The sequence below is a fragment of the Variovorax sp. P4_B10 genome (assembly GCF_056402375.1).
Genome location: NZ_JBFUHN010000001.1, coordinates 1 through 17,147 on the forward strand (window position 1 = coordinate 1; position 17,147 = coordinate 17,147).

Sequence of the window (17,147 nt, forward strand, 5' to 3'; positions counted from 1 at the left end):
CAGTCAGTACGACAACCTGGGCCTGCCCAGCCAGATCACCGACGCCCTGGGCCAGGCGACAACTATCACCCGCGATGCCTTGGGCCGCCCGACCGGTCTCGTCTTCGCTGACGGCAAGACCACCACCCTGCGCTACGACCTCACGACCAACAGCAAGGGGTACCTGTCCGAGGTCATCGACCGCAGCGGCACCACCGAGTACACGAGGGATGTGCTGGGTCGCGTGACGCTGAAGAAGCAGACCCTGGCCAACGGCGGCGTGCAGCAGGTGAGCTACGCCTACAACCCCAACGGCACGCTCGCCAGCATCGGCTACCCCAACGGCTCCGCGCTCACCCACGCCTATGACGCCACCGGCCGCCTCACGGGCCTGAGCCTGAACGGCATTCCGCTGGTCACCGGCATTGCCTGGAACCCGCTGGGCCAGCCCACCGCCTGGACCTGGGCCTTCGCAAGCCCTGCGACTGCCGCGAGCCGCAGCTATGACACCGCGGGCCGCATGACGGCGACGGACTTCAGCAGCTACGTCTACGACGCCGCTGGCCGCATCACCAGCCTGACGCAGAACCTCTACCAGCCCGGCGACACCGACCCCACGCACGGCACCATCGGCAGTGGCAACGTCAGCTGGACCGTCGACTACAACCCGGTGGGCCGCATCACCGGCTTCAACGCCACCGGCAACACCGCCGGCTTCGGCTACGACGCCAACGGCAATCGGTCGAGCAGCACGCGCGTCCTCAGCGGCCTGAGCACCAGCCGTACCTACACGGTGGGCGCGACGAGCAACCAGCTCACGGGTTTTACCCAGAGCATCAACGGTGCGAGCAACACCAGCGTCACCTACGGCTATAACGCCAACGGCGACCTGCTCAGCGATGGCCTGCGCAGCTACACCTACGACGCCGAAGGAAGCCTGGCCGCCTCCACCACCGGCGCCACCGACACCAGCCCGACCACGCGCTACGCGCACAACGCGCTGGGCCAGCGCGTCTTCAAGACCGAGCCGCTGTACCCGCCCAGCCAGGGCGACGAGGCCGACCCAAGCTTCATGCAGAGCCTGGTCGCGTTCTTCACCAAGCTGTGGAGCCCGTCGACCACGCAGGCCGAGCAACTGGGCTATGCGTATGTCTACGACGAGCAGGGTACCCTGCTCGCGGAGGCGGGCAGCGGCGGCACCAACAGTGGAGGCCAAGCGCAGTACATCTACCTGCCCACGGCCAACGGGCCGATGCCGATTGCGGCGGTGATCAATGGTGCCACCTACGCGGTGCACAGCGATCACCTGAACACGCCGCGCAAGCTCACGAACGCAAGCGGGCAAGCGGTCTGGCAGTGGAGCTATAGCGCGTTCGGGGAAGACAAGCCGACGCTGGCGAAGAATCGGTTTGCGAATCTGGAGACGACGCCGAATCCGGGCACGACCGGCATCTCGGAGGTGAAGTTCAACCTGAGGTATCCGGGGCAGTATGCGGATGAGGAGTCGGGGTTGTTCTACAACTACTTCCGTTCGTACGATCCCAGAACTGGCCGCTATCCACAGGGCGACCGTATTGGCCTCGGCGGGGGCTGGAATCGGTTTCTCTATGCGGGGGCGAATCCGTTGAGGTATGTAGACCCGCTGGGCTTGTGGTCAACCGGAGCGCACAACAAAATCATCGATGCTTTTGGCGAAGCCACCGGCATGAGTCCCGCCGAGGTGGCCTCTATGAAGGCTGGTTCTTGGGAGGCGGACCATGGAAGTGGCTATCAAGATGCCGATCATGCGTTCATGCATGCAATGAGTTCCTCGAAGTTAAGCAAGGCTGAAGCATGCAGACTGATGAACGCATTTGTTGGTGGAAATCTTGAGAAGGCAGGTGTGATCGGGCAATTCAGCCAAATCGAAGGCGCTCGGCGGTTGGGGTTCGCGTTGCATGCGATCATGGACTCCACGTCGCCGGCTCACCGTGGTTTCCAGAAATGGCAACTCTCCGAGGCGCCACGACATGGCGATTTTCCTTTCACGTCTGAAGAAAACGAAGGCGTCGTGGATCCGTACATCCCAGAGACGGTTCAAAGAATGTTGGATGCAATGAAGGGGGGTACTCTTGACTGTTCTTGCTACTAATTGGATGAATATCGGTTTGGGTCGTGGGATTTTCCTAGCTGCGTCACTGATGGCGCTCAGCCAACTCACACACGCCAGCGATGAGAACTGCAATTTGAAGGCCCCACCTCGAGCCTCTGCCATCAGCGATGTGCATGGCTATTTCATCTTCATGCATCCCAGGGCGATTACTTCGCGCTACACCGGCTGCCAGACGATCTGGGGGGAGGCTGGTGAGGTATTCATGACGCTGAGATACGAGAGAGGCAACGTCTATGCTCTCACGCGATTCAACCCCGAGAACGGCAAGCTTGTGCTTGAGTGCCAGTACAAGAATGAAGCACTGGAGACCAAATCGAGTGAATGTCCGTCTTACCAGCGAATTGTTGAGGACTCTGCAAAGGGATGGTCTTTGGACGAAGAGAGTCAGTTGGTCCCTCTTCTAAAACCTGAGCGAGACCCACGTAGAGATTAACGAAGAGGCTTTGTCGAGTGGAGTCCTCTAGCCCAGACAGTTTCGTCGGAGCTGAATGCTGTTTGGATTGTCGAGGCGAGATACGTTTTCAGTGAGCGCACTTCGAAACGCTTTCTGGTCGCGGCCAACTTGGCGAGTGGTGCGGCAGCTCCTTGCATTGCTTCATTCTTCCTTGGTTGCCAGGCGTAGCTTTTGGCGTAGCTTTGAATAAAGCCGGCCATTTTCTCCCAGGGAATACGCCCCGCCATCATGAGGCATTCGGCGCCTCGGTATCGTCCGCAGTCTTTTCGATTCCCAGCCGCGCCAGCCATGCCCAAGAGCTGTACTTGTCTCCCCTCTGGCGAATGTGTGTGTATCGACGTAGCGACGTCCAACTGCGGTGTCCGGAAACGCTAGCCACGTTCGGGATGTTCCACCCCATCTCGAACAGGCGGCTAATGCCATCGTGTCGCAGGTCGTGGAAGTGCAGGTCCTCGATGCCCAGCAGGGTGCAGGCATCAGTGAAGAGCTTGCTGATGGTGCCGCTGTAATAGGAAAAGATGCGTCCGGTTTTCTCTGGTGACGTGCGGCGATTCACGATGATCGCAAGGGCCTCGGGCACGAGATGGCATCGAACGTCGTTGCCTTCTTTCTCGCCGGGGTGCTTCATGTCCCGGACCCATATTTCAGAGTGACCTTCGTCCAAATCCTCGAAGGTCTGCCGGGTGATTTCCTCCTGGCGCCTGGTGCTGAAGATTGCGTAGCAGATGATGAGCTGCATCGGGGTCGCATCCTTACGCTTGACCCGGCCAAAGTGATCCATGAGCTTGTTCAGCTCTTCGAGGGTGGGGCGCCTGTCGCGCTGCTTGGACCTCGATGTAAACCCGAGCGACTTGCAGACCTTGCGAGCATCGTTAATCACTTGCGGGTCGAGCTGGTAGCCCCAGGCCGGGCGGGCCAACTGATAGACCGCCGCGATGTGGGAAAGGTAGTTGCCCGCCGTTTGCGGTTGGACATTGAGGTCTTTGGCGAACTCTACCCAGTCGGCGCTGGTGATCGTGGAGCCGCGGCGCCTAGCGAGGCTTGTCGCCGCGACCGAGGTCAGCACCTGGGCCTTGGTTTTCCCAATCGCCTTACGCGACTCGTCCACATATTTCTGGATGGCTTCGGCAAAGGTGGGGTCTGGGGCCTTGAGCTTTTCGAGCGCACCCGGTTTACTCCGTTCGGTCTCGCGATTCTTGATCCAGAGCTTCGCCGCCGGCTCGCGGTCGAAGGTTTCCGTCTCGCTGTAGACGACGACTCCGCCATCCTTGATTCGGATGCGTGCCATGTGCGCTACGCTYCCGTCTGCGCGCTTGCGTTTCGTGACGGCGCCCACGRGGTGCTTTTTYGGTGGTTCATGCCGTTTTTGTGGCAGGCAATGCACCACCGGGGCCGAAAAAACAGCGCTAGACGAGATCGAATGACACCAAACGAGAACCCCAAAGACACTGAGCCYGAGGGCGATTTGCTTCGAAGCGCTCGTGCTGCCGAGGCGATGCGCGTCTCCGTGGCCCCGATGATGGACTGGACCGACCGCCATTGCCGGTACTTCCATCGCCTGATGTCGCGTCACGCGCTGCTCTACACCGAGATGGTGACCACCGGCGCGCTGGTGCACGGCGACGTTCCCCGGCACCTTCGTTTCCATGCCGAGGAACACCCCGTGGCGCTGCAGCTCGGCGGCAGCGAGCCCACCGACCTGGCGCATTGCGCGAAGCTCGGCGAGACCTGGGGCTACGACGAGATCAACCTCAACTGCGGCTGCCCGAGCGAACGCGTGCAGCGCGGCGCTTTCGGCGCCTGCCTGATGGCCGAGCCACAGCTCGTGGCCGACTGTGTGAAGGCGATGGTCGACGTGGTGAGCGTGCCCGTCACGGTCAAGCACCGCATCGGCATCGACAAGATCGAGAGCTACGAGTTCGTGCGCGACTTCGTCGGCAAGGTGAGCGAAGCGGGTTGCGGCACCTTCATCGTCCATGCGCGCAATGCCTGGCTGCAGGGCCTGAGCCCGAAGCAGAACCGCGAGATTCCGCCGCTGCGCTACGCGCTGGTGCACCGCCTGAAGCACGACTTTCCCACGCTGGCGTTCTCGATCAACGGCGGTGTCTCCGTCAACGAACAGGTGCACGAGCACCTGCGGCTGCTCGACGGCGTGATGATCGGCCGCGAGGCTTACCACAACCCCTGGTGGCTGGCCGAGTGGGACGCCGAGTTCTTCGGCGCGGCGCCGCAGCCACTGACGCGCGAAGAGGTGGAGTCGCTGATGTGCGACTACATGGTGCGCGAAGCAGCCGAGCACGGCACGCAGTGGTCGTCGATTGCGCGCCACATGCTCGGGCTGCGCAACGGCCTGCCCGGCGCACGCCGCTGGCGCCAGGTCTGGAGCGACCACCGCCTGAAGACGCGCCCGCCGCACGAGGTGATGGCGCTCGCGCACGAGCCGGTGGCGCAGGCCGCCTGACCCGGCGGCCGCGAAGGCCGATTCCCCCCAACGACACGCTCGCGGAGCGTGCGATTTCGTGCGCATTTGCGCGCATGAAGGCCCCATTTCGGCCCGCGTTCGGTGATTTTCATCACCATTTAATAAAACGCTGTTCCGAAACAATTCGACAACATTTTTGATCAGCCATGTGTTTTTGCTGAAGAATAAAGAGGTCAGGGAAAACAAAAAAGAGGTTCTTTTTTATGAGCGAAGCTGTTGGCGGCAAAGAAGAAGTAAGCGCGCTGGCACGCGGCCTGGTATTACTCAAGACCATCGGGATGGCGGCCGCCCCGATGGGCAACCGGGAACTGGCCGATGCGACGGGCATTCCCAAGGCCACCGTATCGCGGCTGACCGCGACGCTGGTGGGCGCCGGCTACCTGCGCCAGTCGCGGGACAGCGAGCGCTTCAGCCTCGGCCCGGCCCTGCTCGACATGAGCAGCTGCTACCTGCGGCATTTCGACCTGCGGACGATGGCGCGTCCCCATCTGACGGAGCTGTCCGAATTCGCGGGCGCCAGCATCCACATGGGCGTGCGCGATGAACTCGACATGCTCGTCATCGATTCGCTGCGTCCGCGCTCCGTCCTCATCAGCTCGCGCATCGAGGTGGGCGCCCGCCTGTCGATCGCCACCTCGGCCGCCGGCCGGGCCTACCTGGCGGCGCTGCCCCAGCCCGAGCAGTCCGCCTTGCTGGAACAGATCCGCCTGGAGACCGGCGAGAACTGGTCATCGATCGAGCCGCGCCTGATGGCGGGGATCGAGGAGTACGCCCGCGTCGGCTACTGCAGTTCCTTCGGCGAATGGCACCCCCACATCCACGCCCTCGGCTTCGCGCTCCAAGGCCCGCGCGACGAGCGCTACGGCCTGAGCTGCGGCGGCCCCGCCTACCTGCTGCCCAAGGAAACGATGCTGGGCCGCATAGCCCCCCGGCTCCTCGAAATAGCCCAGCGCATCTCCAAGGAAGCCGGCACCGTCAACCCGGACTGATCGGTAGTGCCCCTTTCGCGAAACACCGCGGAACCGGCTCCGCCGGGCCGCTGGTGTTGCCCCCGGTAGGGGGAAGGCGAAGCGACACGAAGTGCGCGCAGCCTGGGGGCGAGCTCACACAGCGGCTTCGAGGCCGTTCTTGAAGTGCTCGCGCATGCGCGCCATGGCGGCCGCGGCGTCGCGTGCCTCGATGGCCGCCATCACCGAGCGGTGCTCGGCCAGCGACTCGGCGATCCGTCCCGCCTTGAGCAGCGAGTTGTGCCGGTTGAGCTTCATCACCTTGCGCAGGTCGGCCACCATCTGGTCGCGCCACTTGTTGTTGGCGATGGCCAGCAGCTGCATGTGGAAGCGCTCGTTGAGCGCGAAGAAGTGCTCGCGGTCTTCCTTGCCGGGTGCGGCGGCGGCTTCCAGCTCGGCGTGCAGCTTCTTCAGCTCCGCACGCTCGGCCTCGGTGGCGCGCTCGGCCACCACGCCGGCCGCATCGCTCTCCAGCAGGGAGAGCAGGTGATAGACGTCCGCCAGGTCCTGCTCCGACACCTCGGTCACATAGGCGCCGCGGCGCACCTTCATCGTCACCAGCCCCTCGGCCGCCAGCACCTTCAGGGCTTCGCGCAGCGGCGTGCGGCTGATGCCGTATTCCTCGGCCAGCTTGAGTTCGTCGATCCAGCTGCCCGGCTCCAGCTCGCGGCGGAAGATCCGCTGGCGCAGCAGCTCGGCCACCTCTTCATAGAGGGCACGCGGGGTGAGGGTGACAGCGGACATGGGCAGGACTGTACTGCAAAAAACGGGTTTGAATTAATAATTATGGATCGGTTAGACTCGCGGCCGGCTCGTAAATCCCTGCGAGCGAAATTGCGATTACCCTGCAAGACAACTGCAAAGCGGCGCCTTCCATGAGCAGCAAACCCGAACCCACCTTCAAGCCCGCCGACCTCGATGCCTGGGCGAAGTCCGCTGCCAAGTCCGCACCCGGCGGCGACCTGAACGCGCTGAACTGGGTCACGCCCGACGGCATCGCCGTCAAGCCGCTCTACACCGCGGCCGACCTGCAGGGCCTGAAGTACACCGACACGCTGCCCGGTTTCGAGCCCTACCTGCGCGGCCCGCAGGCCACGATGTACGCGGTGCGCCCCTGGACCATCCGCCAATACGCCGGCTTCTCGACCGCCGAGGAGTCGAACGCCTTCTATCGCAAGGCACTCGCTGCTGGCGGGCAGGGCGTGAGCGTGGCCTTCGACCTCGCCACCCACCGCGGCTACGACAGCGACCATCCGCGCGTGACCGGCGACGTCGGCAAGGCCGGCGTGGCGATCGATTCGGTCGAGGACATGAAGATCCTGTTCGACCAGATCCCGCTCGACAAGGTGAGCGTGTCCATGACGATGAACGGCGCCGTGCTGCCGGTGCTGGCGGGCTACGTGGTCGCAGCCGAAGAGCAGGGCGTGGCGCAGGACCAGCTGAGCGGAACCATCCAGAACGACATCCTCAAGGAGTTCATGGTCCGCAACACCTACATCTTCCCGCCCGGTCCGAGCATGCGGATCATCGGCGACATCATCGAGTACACGGCGCAGAACATGCCCAAGTTCAACTCGATCTCGATCAGCGGCTATCACATGCAGGAAGCCGGCGCCAACCAGGCGCTGGAACTGGCCTTCACGCTGGCGGACGGCAAGGAATACGTGAAGACCGCACTGGCCAAGGGCCTCGACGTCGACGGCTTCGCCGGGCGCCTGAGCTTCTTCTGGGCCATCGGCATGAACTTCTACCTCGAAGTGGCCAAGATGCGCGCCGCGCGCCTCCTGTGGTGCCGCATCATGAAGGAGTTCGACCCGAAGAACCCCAAGAGCCTGATGCTGCGCACGCACTGCCAGACTTCGGGCTGGAGCCTCACCGAGCAGGACCCGTACAACAACATCGTGCGCACCACCATCGAGGCGATGGCCGCGGTGTTCGGCGGCACGCAGAGCCTGCACACCAACGCGCTCGACGAAGCCATTGCGCTGCCCACGGAGTTCAGCTCGCGCATCGCGCGCAACACGCAGCTCATCATCCAGGAAGAGACGCACATCACCAACGTGGTCGACCCCTGGGCCGGCAGCTACATGATGGAGAAGCTCACGCAGGACATGGCCGATGCGGCCTGGGCCATCATCGAAGAGGTCGAGGCGATGGGCGGCATGACCAAGGCCGTGGACAGCGGCTGGGCCAAGCTCAAGATCGAGGCCGCCGCCGCCGAGAAGCAGGCGCGCATCGATTCGGGCAAGGACGTGATCGTCGGCGTCAACAAGTACAAGCTCAAGAACGAGGATGCGATCGACAGCCTCTCCATCGACAACGTGATGGTGCGCGACCAGCAGGTGGCGCGGCTGCAGAAGATCCGCGCCTCGCGCGACACTGCGAAGGTGCAGGCGGCGCTCGATGCGCTCACCGAGGCTGCCGAGAACGGCACCGGCAATCTGCTCGCGCTCAGCATCGACGCGGTGCGCCTGCGCGCCACGGTGGGCGAGATTTCGGACGCGCTCGAAAAATCATTCGGCCGCCATCGGGCCGACACGCAAAAGGTGACCGGTGTGTACGCTGCTGCCTATGACTCGGCCGAAGGCTGGGAAGCCCTCAAGACCGAAATCAACGCCTTCGCCGAGGCGCAGGGCCGCCGCCCGCGCGTGATGATCTCCAAGCTCGGACAGGACGGGCACGACCGCGGCGCCAAGGTGGTGGCCACGGCCTTCGCCGACCTGGGCTTCGACGTGGACATGGGGCCGCTGTTCCAGACGCCCGAGGAGTGCGCCCGCCAGGCGATCGAGAACGACGTGCATGCCGTCGGCGTCAGCACCCTCGCGGCCGGCCACAAGACGCTGGTGCCGGCCATCATCAACGAGCTCAAGAAGCAGGGCGCCGACGACATCATCGTCTTCGTCGGCGGCGTGATTCCGCGGCAGGACTACGACTTTCTCTACGAGGCCGGCGTCAAGGGCATCTACGGGCCGGGCACGCCGATCCCGGCCAGCGCGAAGGACGTGCTGGAGCAGATCCGCGCGGCGGTCGCAGCCTGAGAAGCGACGTGGGCGATCTCTTGTCGCGGCTGTCGCTGCAGCCGGTGGATTCCAGCGATTTCGAGGACATGCTGGCCGTGCGCATCGACGCGATGCGCCCGAGCCTGGAGCGTGTCGGACGCTTCGACCTCGCGCGTTCGCGCGAACGGTTGAGCGCCGGTTTCGTCGTGCCGTTCATGCACCACATCGTGCTCGACGGCAACCAGCGCGTCGGCTTCGTTACGCTCAAGCCCGAAGGCGCAGATGCGCTGCGCCTCGATCATCTCTACCTGCGCACCGGTTTCCAGGGCAGCGGCATCGGCGAATGGGTGATGCGCTGGGCCAAGGCGCAGGCGCGTGAAAAGAATCTCGACATCAAGCTCACCGCGCTCGTCAAGAGCGACGCCAACCGTTTCTACCTGCGGCACGGTTTCGTGCTCGAAGGCGAAGAGGGCGTCGATCTGCATTACCGCTGGCGCGTGGCCACGGAGGATGCGTGCTGAAGTCGGTCGAGGCGCTGGAGCGCGCTGTCGCCGGGGCGGACGGCATGGCACAGCGCCGCGCCATCGCCAAGGCAATCACGCTGCTCGAATCCACCCGCATCGACCATCGGACGCAGGCCGACGAACTGCTCACGGCACTGCTGCCGCGCACCGGAAACTCCTTTCGCCTCGGCATCTCGGGCGTGCCCGGCGTCGGCAAATCGACCTTCATCGAAACGCTCGGCCTGTTGCTGATAGCCAAGGGCCACCGTGTCGCGGTGCTCACCATCGACCCTTCGTCCACCGTTTCCGGCGGCTCCATCCTCGGCGACAAGACGCGCATGGAACACCTCTCGGTGCACGAGCGCGCCTACATCCGCCCGAGCCCGTCGAGCGGCACGCTCGGCGGCGTGGCCGAGAAGACGCGCGAGGCGATGCTGGTGTGCGAGGCGGCCGGCTACGACATCGTGATCGTCGAGACCGTGGGCGTGGGCCAGAGCGAAACGGCCGTGGCCGGCATGACCGACATGTTCGTGCTGATGCAGCTGCCCAACGCGGGCGACGACCTGCAGGCGATCAAGAAGGGCGTGATGGAGCTAGCCGACCTCGTGGTCATCAACAAGGCCGACCTCGACAAGGATGCCGCCACGCGTGCGCAGGCCCAGATCACCTCGGCGCTGCGCCTCTTCGGCCACCAGGGCAATCCGGACCACGCGCATGCCGTGCACGACGCGCACAGCGGCAAGGAGATTCGCTTCTGGCTGCCCAAGGTGCTTCAGTTGAGCGCCTTGGCGGGCACCGGTGTCGACGCATTCTGGGAAGCGGTGATGCAGTTCAAGACCTTGCAGACCGCCAACGGCAAGCTCGCAAGGCGGCGGGAGAAGCAGGCCACCGCATGGATGTGGGAACGCATCGATGCCGGGCTCAAGCAGGCGTTCAGGCATCACCCGCAGGTGCGCGAGCTGTTGCCGCAGCTCACGCAACAGGTGGCGGAGGGCACGCTGCCCGCATCGACCGCGGCGCGCAGCCTGCTCGCGGCAGCGGCCATCACGGCCAGACCATGACACACGAAATTCAGGACCACAGCTTCGGAAGCACACCATGCAAGAACTGATTGAACAACTCGAACAGCGCCGCGCCCAGGCGCGCCTCGGCGGCGGAAAGAAGCGCATCGACGCGCAGCACGCCAAGGGCAAGCTCACGGCGCGCGAGCGCATCGAGCTCCTGCTCGACGACAACACCTTCGAAGAGTGGGACATGTTCGTCGAGCACCGCTCGGTCGATTTCGGCATGGCCGAGCAGAAGATTCCCGGCGACGGCGTGGTCACCGGCTACGGGATGATCAACGGCCGCCTGGTGTTCGTGTTCAGCCAGGACTTCACCGTCTTCGGCGGCGCGCTCAGCGAAGCGCATGCCGAGAAGATCTGCAAGGTGATGGACCAGGCCATGAAGGTCGGCGCGCCGGTCATCGGCCTCAACGATTCGGGCGGCGCGCGCATCCAGGAGGGTGTGGCCTCGCTCGGCGGCTATGCCGACGTGTTCCAGCGCAACGTGATGGCCTCGGGCGTGGTGCCGCAGATCAGCATGGTGATGGGTCCGTGCGCGGGCGGTGCGGTGTATTCGCCGGCCATGACCGACTTCATCTTCATGGTGAAGGACTCCAGCTACATGTTCGTCACCGGCCCCGACGTGGTGAAGACCGTGACGCACGAGAGTGTCACGGCCGAGGAGCTCGGCGGCGCCATCACCCACACCACCCGCAGCGGCGTGGCCGACATGGCGTTCGAGAACGACGTCGAGGCGCTGATGATGCTGCGCCGCCTGTACAACTACCTGCCGCTCAACAACCGCGAGAAGCCGCCGGTGCGCCTGGGCAACAACGGCCAGGGCGACCCGGCCGACCGGCCCGACTATTCGCTCGACACGCTGGTGCCCGACAACCCGAACAAGCCCTACGACATCAAGGAGCTGATCCTCAAGGTGGTGGACGACGGCGACTTCTTCGAGCTGCAGCCCGACTACGCGAAGAACATCGTGATCGGCTTCGCGCGCATGGAAGGCCAGACCATCGGCATCGTGGCCAACCAGCCGCTGGTGCTGGCGGGCTGCCTCGACATCAAGAGCAGCATCAAGGCCGCGCGCTTCGTGCGCTTCTGCGATGCCTTCAACATCCCCGTGGTCACCTTCGTCGACGTGCCCGGCTTCATGCCCGGCACGGGGCAGGAGTACGGCGGCATCATCAAGCACGGCGCCAAGCTGCTCTATGCGTACGCGGAGTGCACGGTGCCGAAGATCACCGTCATTACGCGCAAGGCCTACGGCGGTGCGTACGACGTGATGGCCTCGAAGCACCCGCGCGGCGACGTCAACCTCGCCTGGCCGCGCGCCGAGATCGCGGTGATGGGCGCGAAGGGCGCGGTGGAAATCATCTTCCGCGAGGACAAGAACGACCCCGAGAAGCTGGCCGCACGCGAGGCTGAATACAAGGCCCGCTTTGCGAATCCGTACGTGGCCAGCGCACGTGGCTATATCGACGACGTGATCCTGCCGCACGAGACGCGCAAGCGCATCTGCCGCTCGCTCGTGATGCTGCGGGAGAAGAAGCTCGAAAACCCGTGGCGCAAGCACGGCAACATTCCGCTCTGATTCGTATGCGCAGCCATTACCCCCAGTTCCGCGAGGGAGCGGAACCTGGACTGGTGCCCAAGCTCGGTGGCCTGCCCTGGGGGCTGCCTTCGCGCCTGTGGCCTGTTTGCCGTGAATGCAATCGCGCCATGAGCCATCTTGCGCAATTGCCGGCCGACGGTGACGCACTGCCGCTTGCAAGCGGCGAGGTGCTGTTCCTGTTCAAGTGCGAGTGGGACAGCATCTGCAGCTTCTGGGAACACGATGCAGGTGCGAACGCCGCGTTCGTCGTGCAGCGCGCCGAGCTGGGCGCCGGGCCGACCACGCCGCCATCGGACGCTGCCGATGGACCACCCGCATTGCTGCGCGAGATCGCCATCGCAGGGTGGCGCGCCGATGACGATGGCGCTCCTGCGGAGCTGGAGGCGGCTTTCTATGACTATCAGACCCATTTCGACCTGCCGGACGAGGTTGCGCATCCCCACGATTGGGCGAGCCCGTGGTGCACGAAGAGCGGCGGAGTTCCGTATTGGACGGCCAACGGCGCGCAGGGAATGCCGGCGGGACGCTTGTTCCTGCAGATCGACAACTGGGTCGATCTCGGCGACGGCAACGCCGTCGAAGTGGCGAACTTCTGTTCGGACGGCATCGCGTATGTGTTCGTCGATCGGTCGCAAACGCAGCCCGTGTACTCGATGTTCATCAACCGCTAAGGCGGTCAGCAAGAAAACGAATTCAGCATGTTCAAGAAAATCCTGATCGCCAACCGCGGCGAAATCGCCTGCCGCGTGATCCAGACCGCCAAGAAGATGGGCATCCTCACCGTGGCCGTCTATTCCGACGCCGACAAGGAAGCCCGCCACGTCGAGCTCGCCGACGAGGCCGTGCACATCGGCGCCGCGCCGAGCCGCGAGAGCTACCTGCAGGCCGACCGCATCATCGCGGCCTGCAAGAAGACCGGCGCCGAGGCCGTGCACCCGGGCTACGGCTTCCTGTCGGAGAACGAAGCCTTCGCGCGCAAGGTCGAGGAAGAGGGCATTGCCTTCATCGGCCCGAAGCACTATTCGATCGCGGCGATGGGCGACAAGATCGCCTCCAAGAAGCTTGCGAACGAAGCCAAGGTCAACACCATCCCCGGCTGGAACGACGCCATCGAGACCGCCGAGCGCGCGGTCGAGATCGCCGGGGATATCGGCTACCCGGTGATGATCAAGGCCTCGGCCGGCGGCGGCGGCAAGGGCCTGCGCGTGGCCTTCAACGACAAGGAAGCCTTCGAGGGCTTCACCTCGTGCCGCAACGAGGCGCGCAACAGCTTCGGCGACGACCGCGTGTTCATCGAGAAGTTCGTCGAGGAGCCGCGCCACATCGAGATCCAGGTGCTGGGCGATTCGCACGGCAACGTGATCTACCTAAACGAGCGCGAATGCTCGATCCAGCGCCGGCACCAGAAGGTGATCGAGGAGGCGCCGTCGCCGTTCATCAGCGACGCCACGCGCAAGGCGATGGGCGAGCAGGCGGTGCAGCTGGCCAAGGCCGTGAAGTACCAGAGCGCGGGCACGGTGGAGTTCGTGGTCGGCAAGGATCAGAGCTTCTATTTCCTCGAGATGAACACGCGCCTGCAGGTGGAGCACCCGGTGACGGAGTGCATCACGGGGCTCGACCTGGTCGAACTGATGATCCGCGTGGCGGCCGGCGAGGAGCTGCCGCTCACGCAGGCCGAAGTGAAGCGCGACGGATGGGCCATCGAGTGCCGCATCAACGCCGAAGACCCGTTCCGCAATTTCCTGCCTTCGACGGGCCGCCTGGTGAAGTTCCAGCCGCCGGCCGAGACGATGTTCGCGAGCGACACCGGGCACCTGCAGGGCGTGCGCGTGGACACCGGCGTGTACGACGGCGGCGAGATCCCCATGTACTACGACTCGATGATCGCCAAGCTCATCGTGCACGGCAAGGACCGCCAGCATGCGATCGCCCGCATGCGCGAGGCGCTCAACGGCTTCGTGATCCGCGGCATCAGCAGCAACATTCCGTTCCAGGCGGCGCTGCTTGCGCATCCGAAATTCGTGGCGGGCGATTTCAACACCGGCTTCATCGCCGAGCACTACGGCAAGGGCTTCCATGCCGAGGACGTGCCGCACACCGATCCGTCGTTCCTGGTTGCGCTCGCCGCGTACGTGCATCGCCGCTACCGCGCGCGCGCCTCGGGCATCAGCGGACAGCTCCAGGGCCACGGCGTGAAGGTGGGCGAGCAGTTCGTGGTGGTGGAACTGGGGCCGCAGGGCAAGCATGTGCACCACTCGGTCTCGGTCACCGACTTCCACGGCAAGACCGGCGCCAGCGCCATCGCGGTGGGCGACAAGAACTACAAGATCGACAGCGGCTTCGCGCTGGGCGCCATCCGCGTGCAGGGCACGGTCAACGACCGGCCTTTCACGGCGCAGGTCGAGCGTGGGGCGGGCAAGAACCCGCTGGCGCTGCGCGTATCGCATGACGGCACGCAGATCGAGACGATGGTGCTGTCGCCGCTCGGCGCGCGCCTGCTCGAACTGATGCCCTACAAGGCGCCGCCGGACCTCAGCAAGTTCCTGATGTCGCCGATGCCGGGCCTGCTGGTCGAGGTGTCGGTGCAGCAGGGCCAGCAGGTGCGGGCCGGCGAGAAGCTGGCCGTGATCGAGGCCATGAAGATGGAAAACGTGCTGTTCGCCACGCAAGACGGCGTGGTCGGCAAGATTTCGGCGGACAGGGGCGAATCGCTCGCCGTCGATCAAATCATTCTGGAGTTTGCATAAAGCTCACCCCCAGGCTTCGCGCACTTCGTGTCGCTTCTCCAACCCCCTTCCGGGGGCAACACCWGCGGCCCGGCGAAGCCGGTTCCGCGGTGTTTCCCGAACAGGCAACGCTTCGCGCAGTTATGAAAGACTTTCATTGATATGACGACCTCCGATCTTTTTTTTGAAACGCCCATCTCGGCGCCTGTCACGCTGCACCGGCCCGCAAAGCCGCTGAAGCTGCAAGGCCCATGGACGGTCGAGGCGATCCAGGCATTGCTCGACAAGCCGCTGATGGACCTGCTGTTCGAAGCACAGACCGTGCATCGCGAGCACTTCCCCGAAGGCGACATCGAGCTGGCGACGCTGCTCTCGGTCAAGACCGGCGGCTGCCCGGAGAACTGCGGTTACTGCCCGCAGTCGGCCGAGTTCGACACCGGCGTGAAGGCGCAGAAGCTGATGGAGGTCGACGAGGTGGTGCGCGCCGCGCAGGCCGCCAAGGACGCCGGCGCCACGCGCTTCTGCATGGGCGCCGCATGGCGCGCGCCGAAGGACCGCGACGTGGAGAAGGTGGCGGTGCTGATCGAGGCGGTGAAGGGGCTCGGCATGCAGACCTGCGCCACGCTCGGCATGCTGGAGCCGCACCATGCACACCAGCTCAAGGCCGCGGGCCTCGACTACTACAACCACAACCTCGACACCGCACCCGAGTACTACACCGACATCGTCGACACGCGCAGCTACCAGGACCGGCTCGACACGCTGGCCCATGTGCGCAGCGCCGGCATCAGCGTGTGCTGCGGCGGCATCGTCGGCATGGGCGAGCAGCCGGTGCACCGCGCGGGGCTGATCGCGCAACTGGCCAACCTGGATCCGTATCCGGAATCGGTGCCGATCAACAGCCTGGTGCGCGTGCCGGGCACGCCGCTGGCCGATTCGGAGCCGGTCGATCCCTTCGACTTCGTGCGCATGATCGCGGTGGCGCGCATCACGATGCCGACGGCGCGCGTGCGGCTGTCGGCCGGGCGCCAGCAAATGGGCGATGCGGTGCAGGCGCTGTGCTTCATGGCCGGCGCCAACTCGATCTTCTATGGCGACAAGCTGCTGGTCACCGGCAACCCCGACGTGGAGGCCGATGTGCAACTGCTGCGCAAGCTGGGCCTGCAGTCGCGCCGCACCACCACCGAAGAAGCGGAGAGCTGCGCATGACGGCCTCGGTGCGTCCCTTCAAGGTGCTGGGCATCCAGCAGATCGCCATTGGCGGGCCCGACAAGCTGCGCCTGCAGAAGCTCTGGGTCGACATGCTGGGGCTCGAAGTCACGGGCACCTTCAAGAGCGAGCGCGAGAACGTCGACGAGGACATCTGCGCGATGGGCAGCGGGCCGTTCAAGGTCGAGGTCGACCTGATGCAGCCGCTGGACCCCGAGAAGAAGCCGGCAGTCCACACCACGCCGCTCAACCATGTCGGCCTCTGGATCGACGACCTGCCCGGGGCCGTCGAATGGCTCACCGCGCAGGGCGTGCGCTTCGCGCCCGGCGGTATCCGCAAGGGCGCGGCGGGTTTCGACATCTGCTTCCTGCACCCGAAGGCAAACGATGAGTTCCCGATCGCGGGGGAGGGTGTGCTGATCGAGATGGTCCAGGCGCCGCCGGAGGTGGTGACGGCGTTCAACGCACTGGCCGCTACGCGTTGAGGACCTTCTTGATGGGCGGCTTCACGTCGGAGCGCTGAGGCGGCAGCATCGGTTGATGCTCGCGCGCCGGGTTCAGGATGATCGAGGTCGCGGTCTCGGTGAGGATGCAGAACTTGGTGACCACCGCATCGAGGTGGCTCACGTCGATCACCGCGATCTCGAGGATCCAGCTGTCGTCGCCGGTCACGTTGTAGGCATTGATGCACTCGGGCGTCTGCTGGACCAGCTCGACCACCCGCGCATAGTCCGCACGGCCGACGCGGATGATCGCGCGGATGCCATAACCCAGCTTGCCGAGGTTGACGGTGGCGCGGTAGCCGCTGATCACGCCCGCGGCTTCCAGTTTCTTCACGCGTTCGGTCACGGCCGGCTGGCTCAGGTGCACGCGGCGGCCCAGCTCGGCCATGGTGAGCCGTGCATCGTGCTGCAGTTCGGCGAGGATGCGGGTGTCGTGGGCATCCAGTGCGGGGTTCAAGGTGAAGTCCAT

General features: G+C 64.7%; 14 protein-coding genes. 11 read left to right on the forward strand and 3 right to left on the reverse strand.

Annotated elements, in window-relative coordinates:
• Positions 1–2,110, forward strand: a 2,110-nt coding sequence (locus AC1DXX_RS00005) for an RHS repeat-associated core domain-containing protein (protein ID WP_478132109.1), incomplete at its 5' end; no start/stop codon positions are given.
• Between the two features lie 701 nt (positions 2,111–2,811).
• On the opposite strand, the gene AC1DXX_RS00010 is transcribed toward AC1DXX_RS00005, so the two are convergent.
• On the reverse strand, positions 2,812–3,873 hold the full coding sequence (locus tag AC1DXX_RS00010) for a tyrosine-type recombinase/integrase (protein ID WP_478132110.1): 1,062 nt from the start codon (positions 3,871–3,873) through the stop codon (positions 2,812–2,814).
• Positions 3,874–4,005: 132 nt separating this feature from the next.
• Between AC1DXX_RS00010 and dusA the strand changes: the two genes are divergently transcribed.
• Together dusA and AC1DXX_RS00020 are read left to right on the forward strand one after the other, a co-directional pair.
• Positions 4,006–5,046 carry a tRNA dihydrouridine(20/20a) synthase DusA gene (gene dusA / locus AC1DXX_RS00015; RefSeq protein ID WP_478132111.1) on the forward strand — a complete coding sequence of 347 codons (1,041 nt, stop codon included), beginning with the start codon at positions 4,006–4,008 and terminating at the stop codon, positions 5,044–5,046.
• A 224-nt stretch (positions 5,047–5,270) separates the two neighbouring features.
• On the forward strand, positions 5,271–6,056 hold the full coding sequence (locus AC1DXX_RS00020) for an IclR family transcriptional regulator (RefSeq protein WP_478132112.1): 786 nt from the start codon (positions 5,271–5,273) through the stop codon (positions 6,054–6,056).
• Positions 6,057–6,170: 114 nt separating this feature from the next.
• Here the strand turns inward: AC1DXX_RS00020 and AC1DXX_RS00025 are convergent, their stop codons facing one another.
• Positions 6,171–6,818, reverse strand: a complete 648-nt coding sequence (locus AC1DXX_RS00025) for a GntR family transcriptional regulator (RefSeq protein ID WP_478132113.1) — start codon at positions 6,816–6,818, stop codon at positions 6,171–6,173.
• A 131-nt stretch (positions 6,819–6,949) separates the two neighbouring features.
• Here AC1DXX_RS00025 and scpA point away from each other — a divergent pair, with 131 nt between their 5' ends.
• The 8 genes from scpA (at position 6,950) to AC1DXX_RS00065 (ending at position 16,660) form a co-directional block, all read left to right on the forward strand.
• Entirely contained in the window at positions 6,950–9,112 is a 2,163-nt protein-coding gene (scpA, locus tag AC1DXX_RS00030) for a methylmalonyl-CoA mutase (protein WP_478132114.1), read from the forward strand.
• 8 nt (positions 9,113–9,120) lie between these two features.
• Entirely contained in the window at positions 9,121–9,594 is a 474-nt protein-coding gene (locus AC1DXX_RS00035) for a GNAT family N-acetyltransferase (protein WP_478132115.1), read from the forward strand.
• Between the two features lie 44 nt (positions 9,595–9,638).
• The gene (gene meaB / locus AC1DXX_RS00040) at positions 9,639–10,637 is read left to right on the forward strand and encodes a methylmalonyl Co-A mutase-associated GTPase MeaB (RefSeq protein WP_478132320.1); all 999 of its coding nucleotides are present in this window, start codon (positions 9,639–9,641) and stop codon (positions 10,635–10,637) included.
• Positions 10,638–10,674: 37 nt separating this feature from the next.
• Positions 10,675–12,219 carry an acyl-CoA carboxylase subunit beta gene (locus tag AC1DXX_RS00045; RefSeq protein ID WP_478132116.1) on the forward strand — a complete coding sequence of 515 codons (1,545 nt, stop codon included), beginning with the start codon at positions 10,675–10,677 and terminating at the stop codon, positions 12,217–12,219.
• A 128-nt stretch (positions 12,220–12,347) separates the two neighbouring features.
• The gene (locus AC1DXX_RS00050; protein ID WP_478132117.1) at positions 12,348–12,911 is read left to right on the forward strand and encodes a hypothetical protein; all 564 of its coding nucleotides are present in this window, start codon (positions 12,348–12,350) and stop codon (positions 12,909–12,911) included.
• A 27-nt stretch (positions 12,912–12,938) separates the two neighbouring features.
• A complete protein-coding gene (locus AC1DXX_RS00055; RefSeq protein WP_478132118.1) occupies positions 12,939–14,987 on the forward strand; it encodes an acetyl-CoA carboxylase biotin carboxylase subunit in 2,049 nt (682 codons plus the stop codon).
• 141 nt (positions 14,988–15,128) lie between these two features.
• Positions 15,129–16,175: a biotin synthase BioB gene (gene bioB, locus AC1DXX_RS00060; RefSeq protein ID WP_478132119.1), complete on the forward strand. Its 1,047-nt coding sequence runs from the start codon at positions 15,129–15,131 to the stop codon at positions 16,173–16,175.
• On the forward strand, positions 16,172–16,660 hold the full coding sequence (locus AC1DXX_RS00065) for a VOC family protein (RefSeq protein ID WP_478132120.1): 489 nt from the start codon (positions 16,172–16,174) through the stop codon (positions 16,658–16,660). The genes bioB and AC1DXX_RS00065 overlap by 4 nt, the downstream gene beginning before the upstream one ends.
• Here the strand turns inward: AC1DXX_RS00065 and AC1DXX_RS00070 are convergent.
• Positions 16,650–17,147, reverse strand: coding sequence for an Lrp/AsnC family transcriptional regulator (locus AC1DXX_RS00070; protein ID WP_478132121.1), 498 nt, complete (start codon positions 17,145–17,147; stop codon positions 16,650–16,652). The genes AC1DXX_RS00065 and AC1DXX_RS00070 overlap by 11 nt on opposite strands.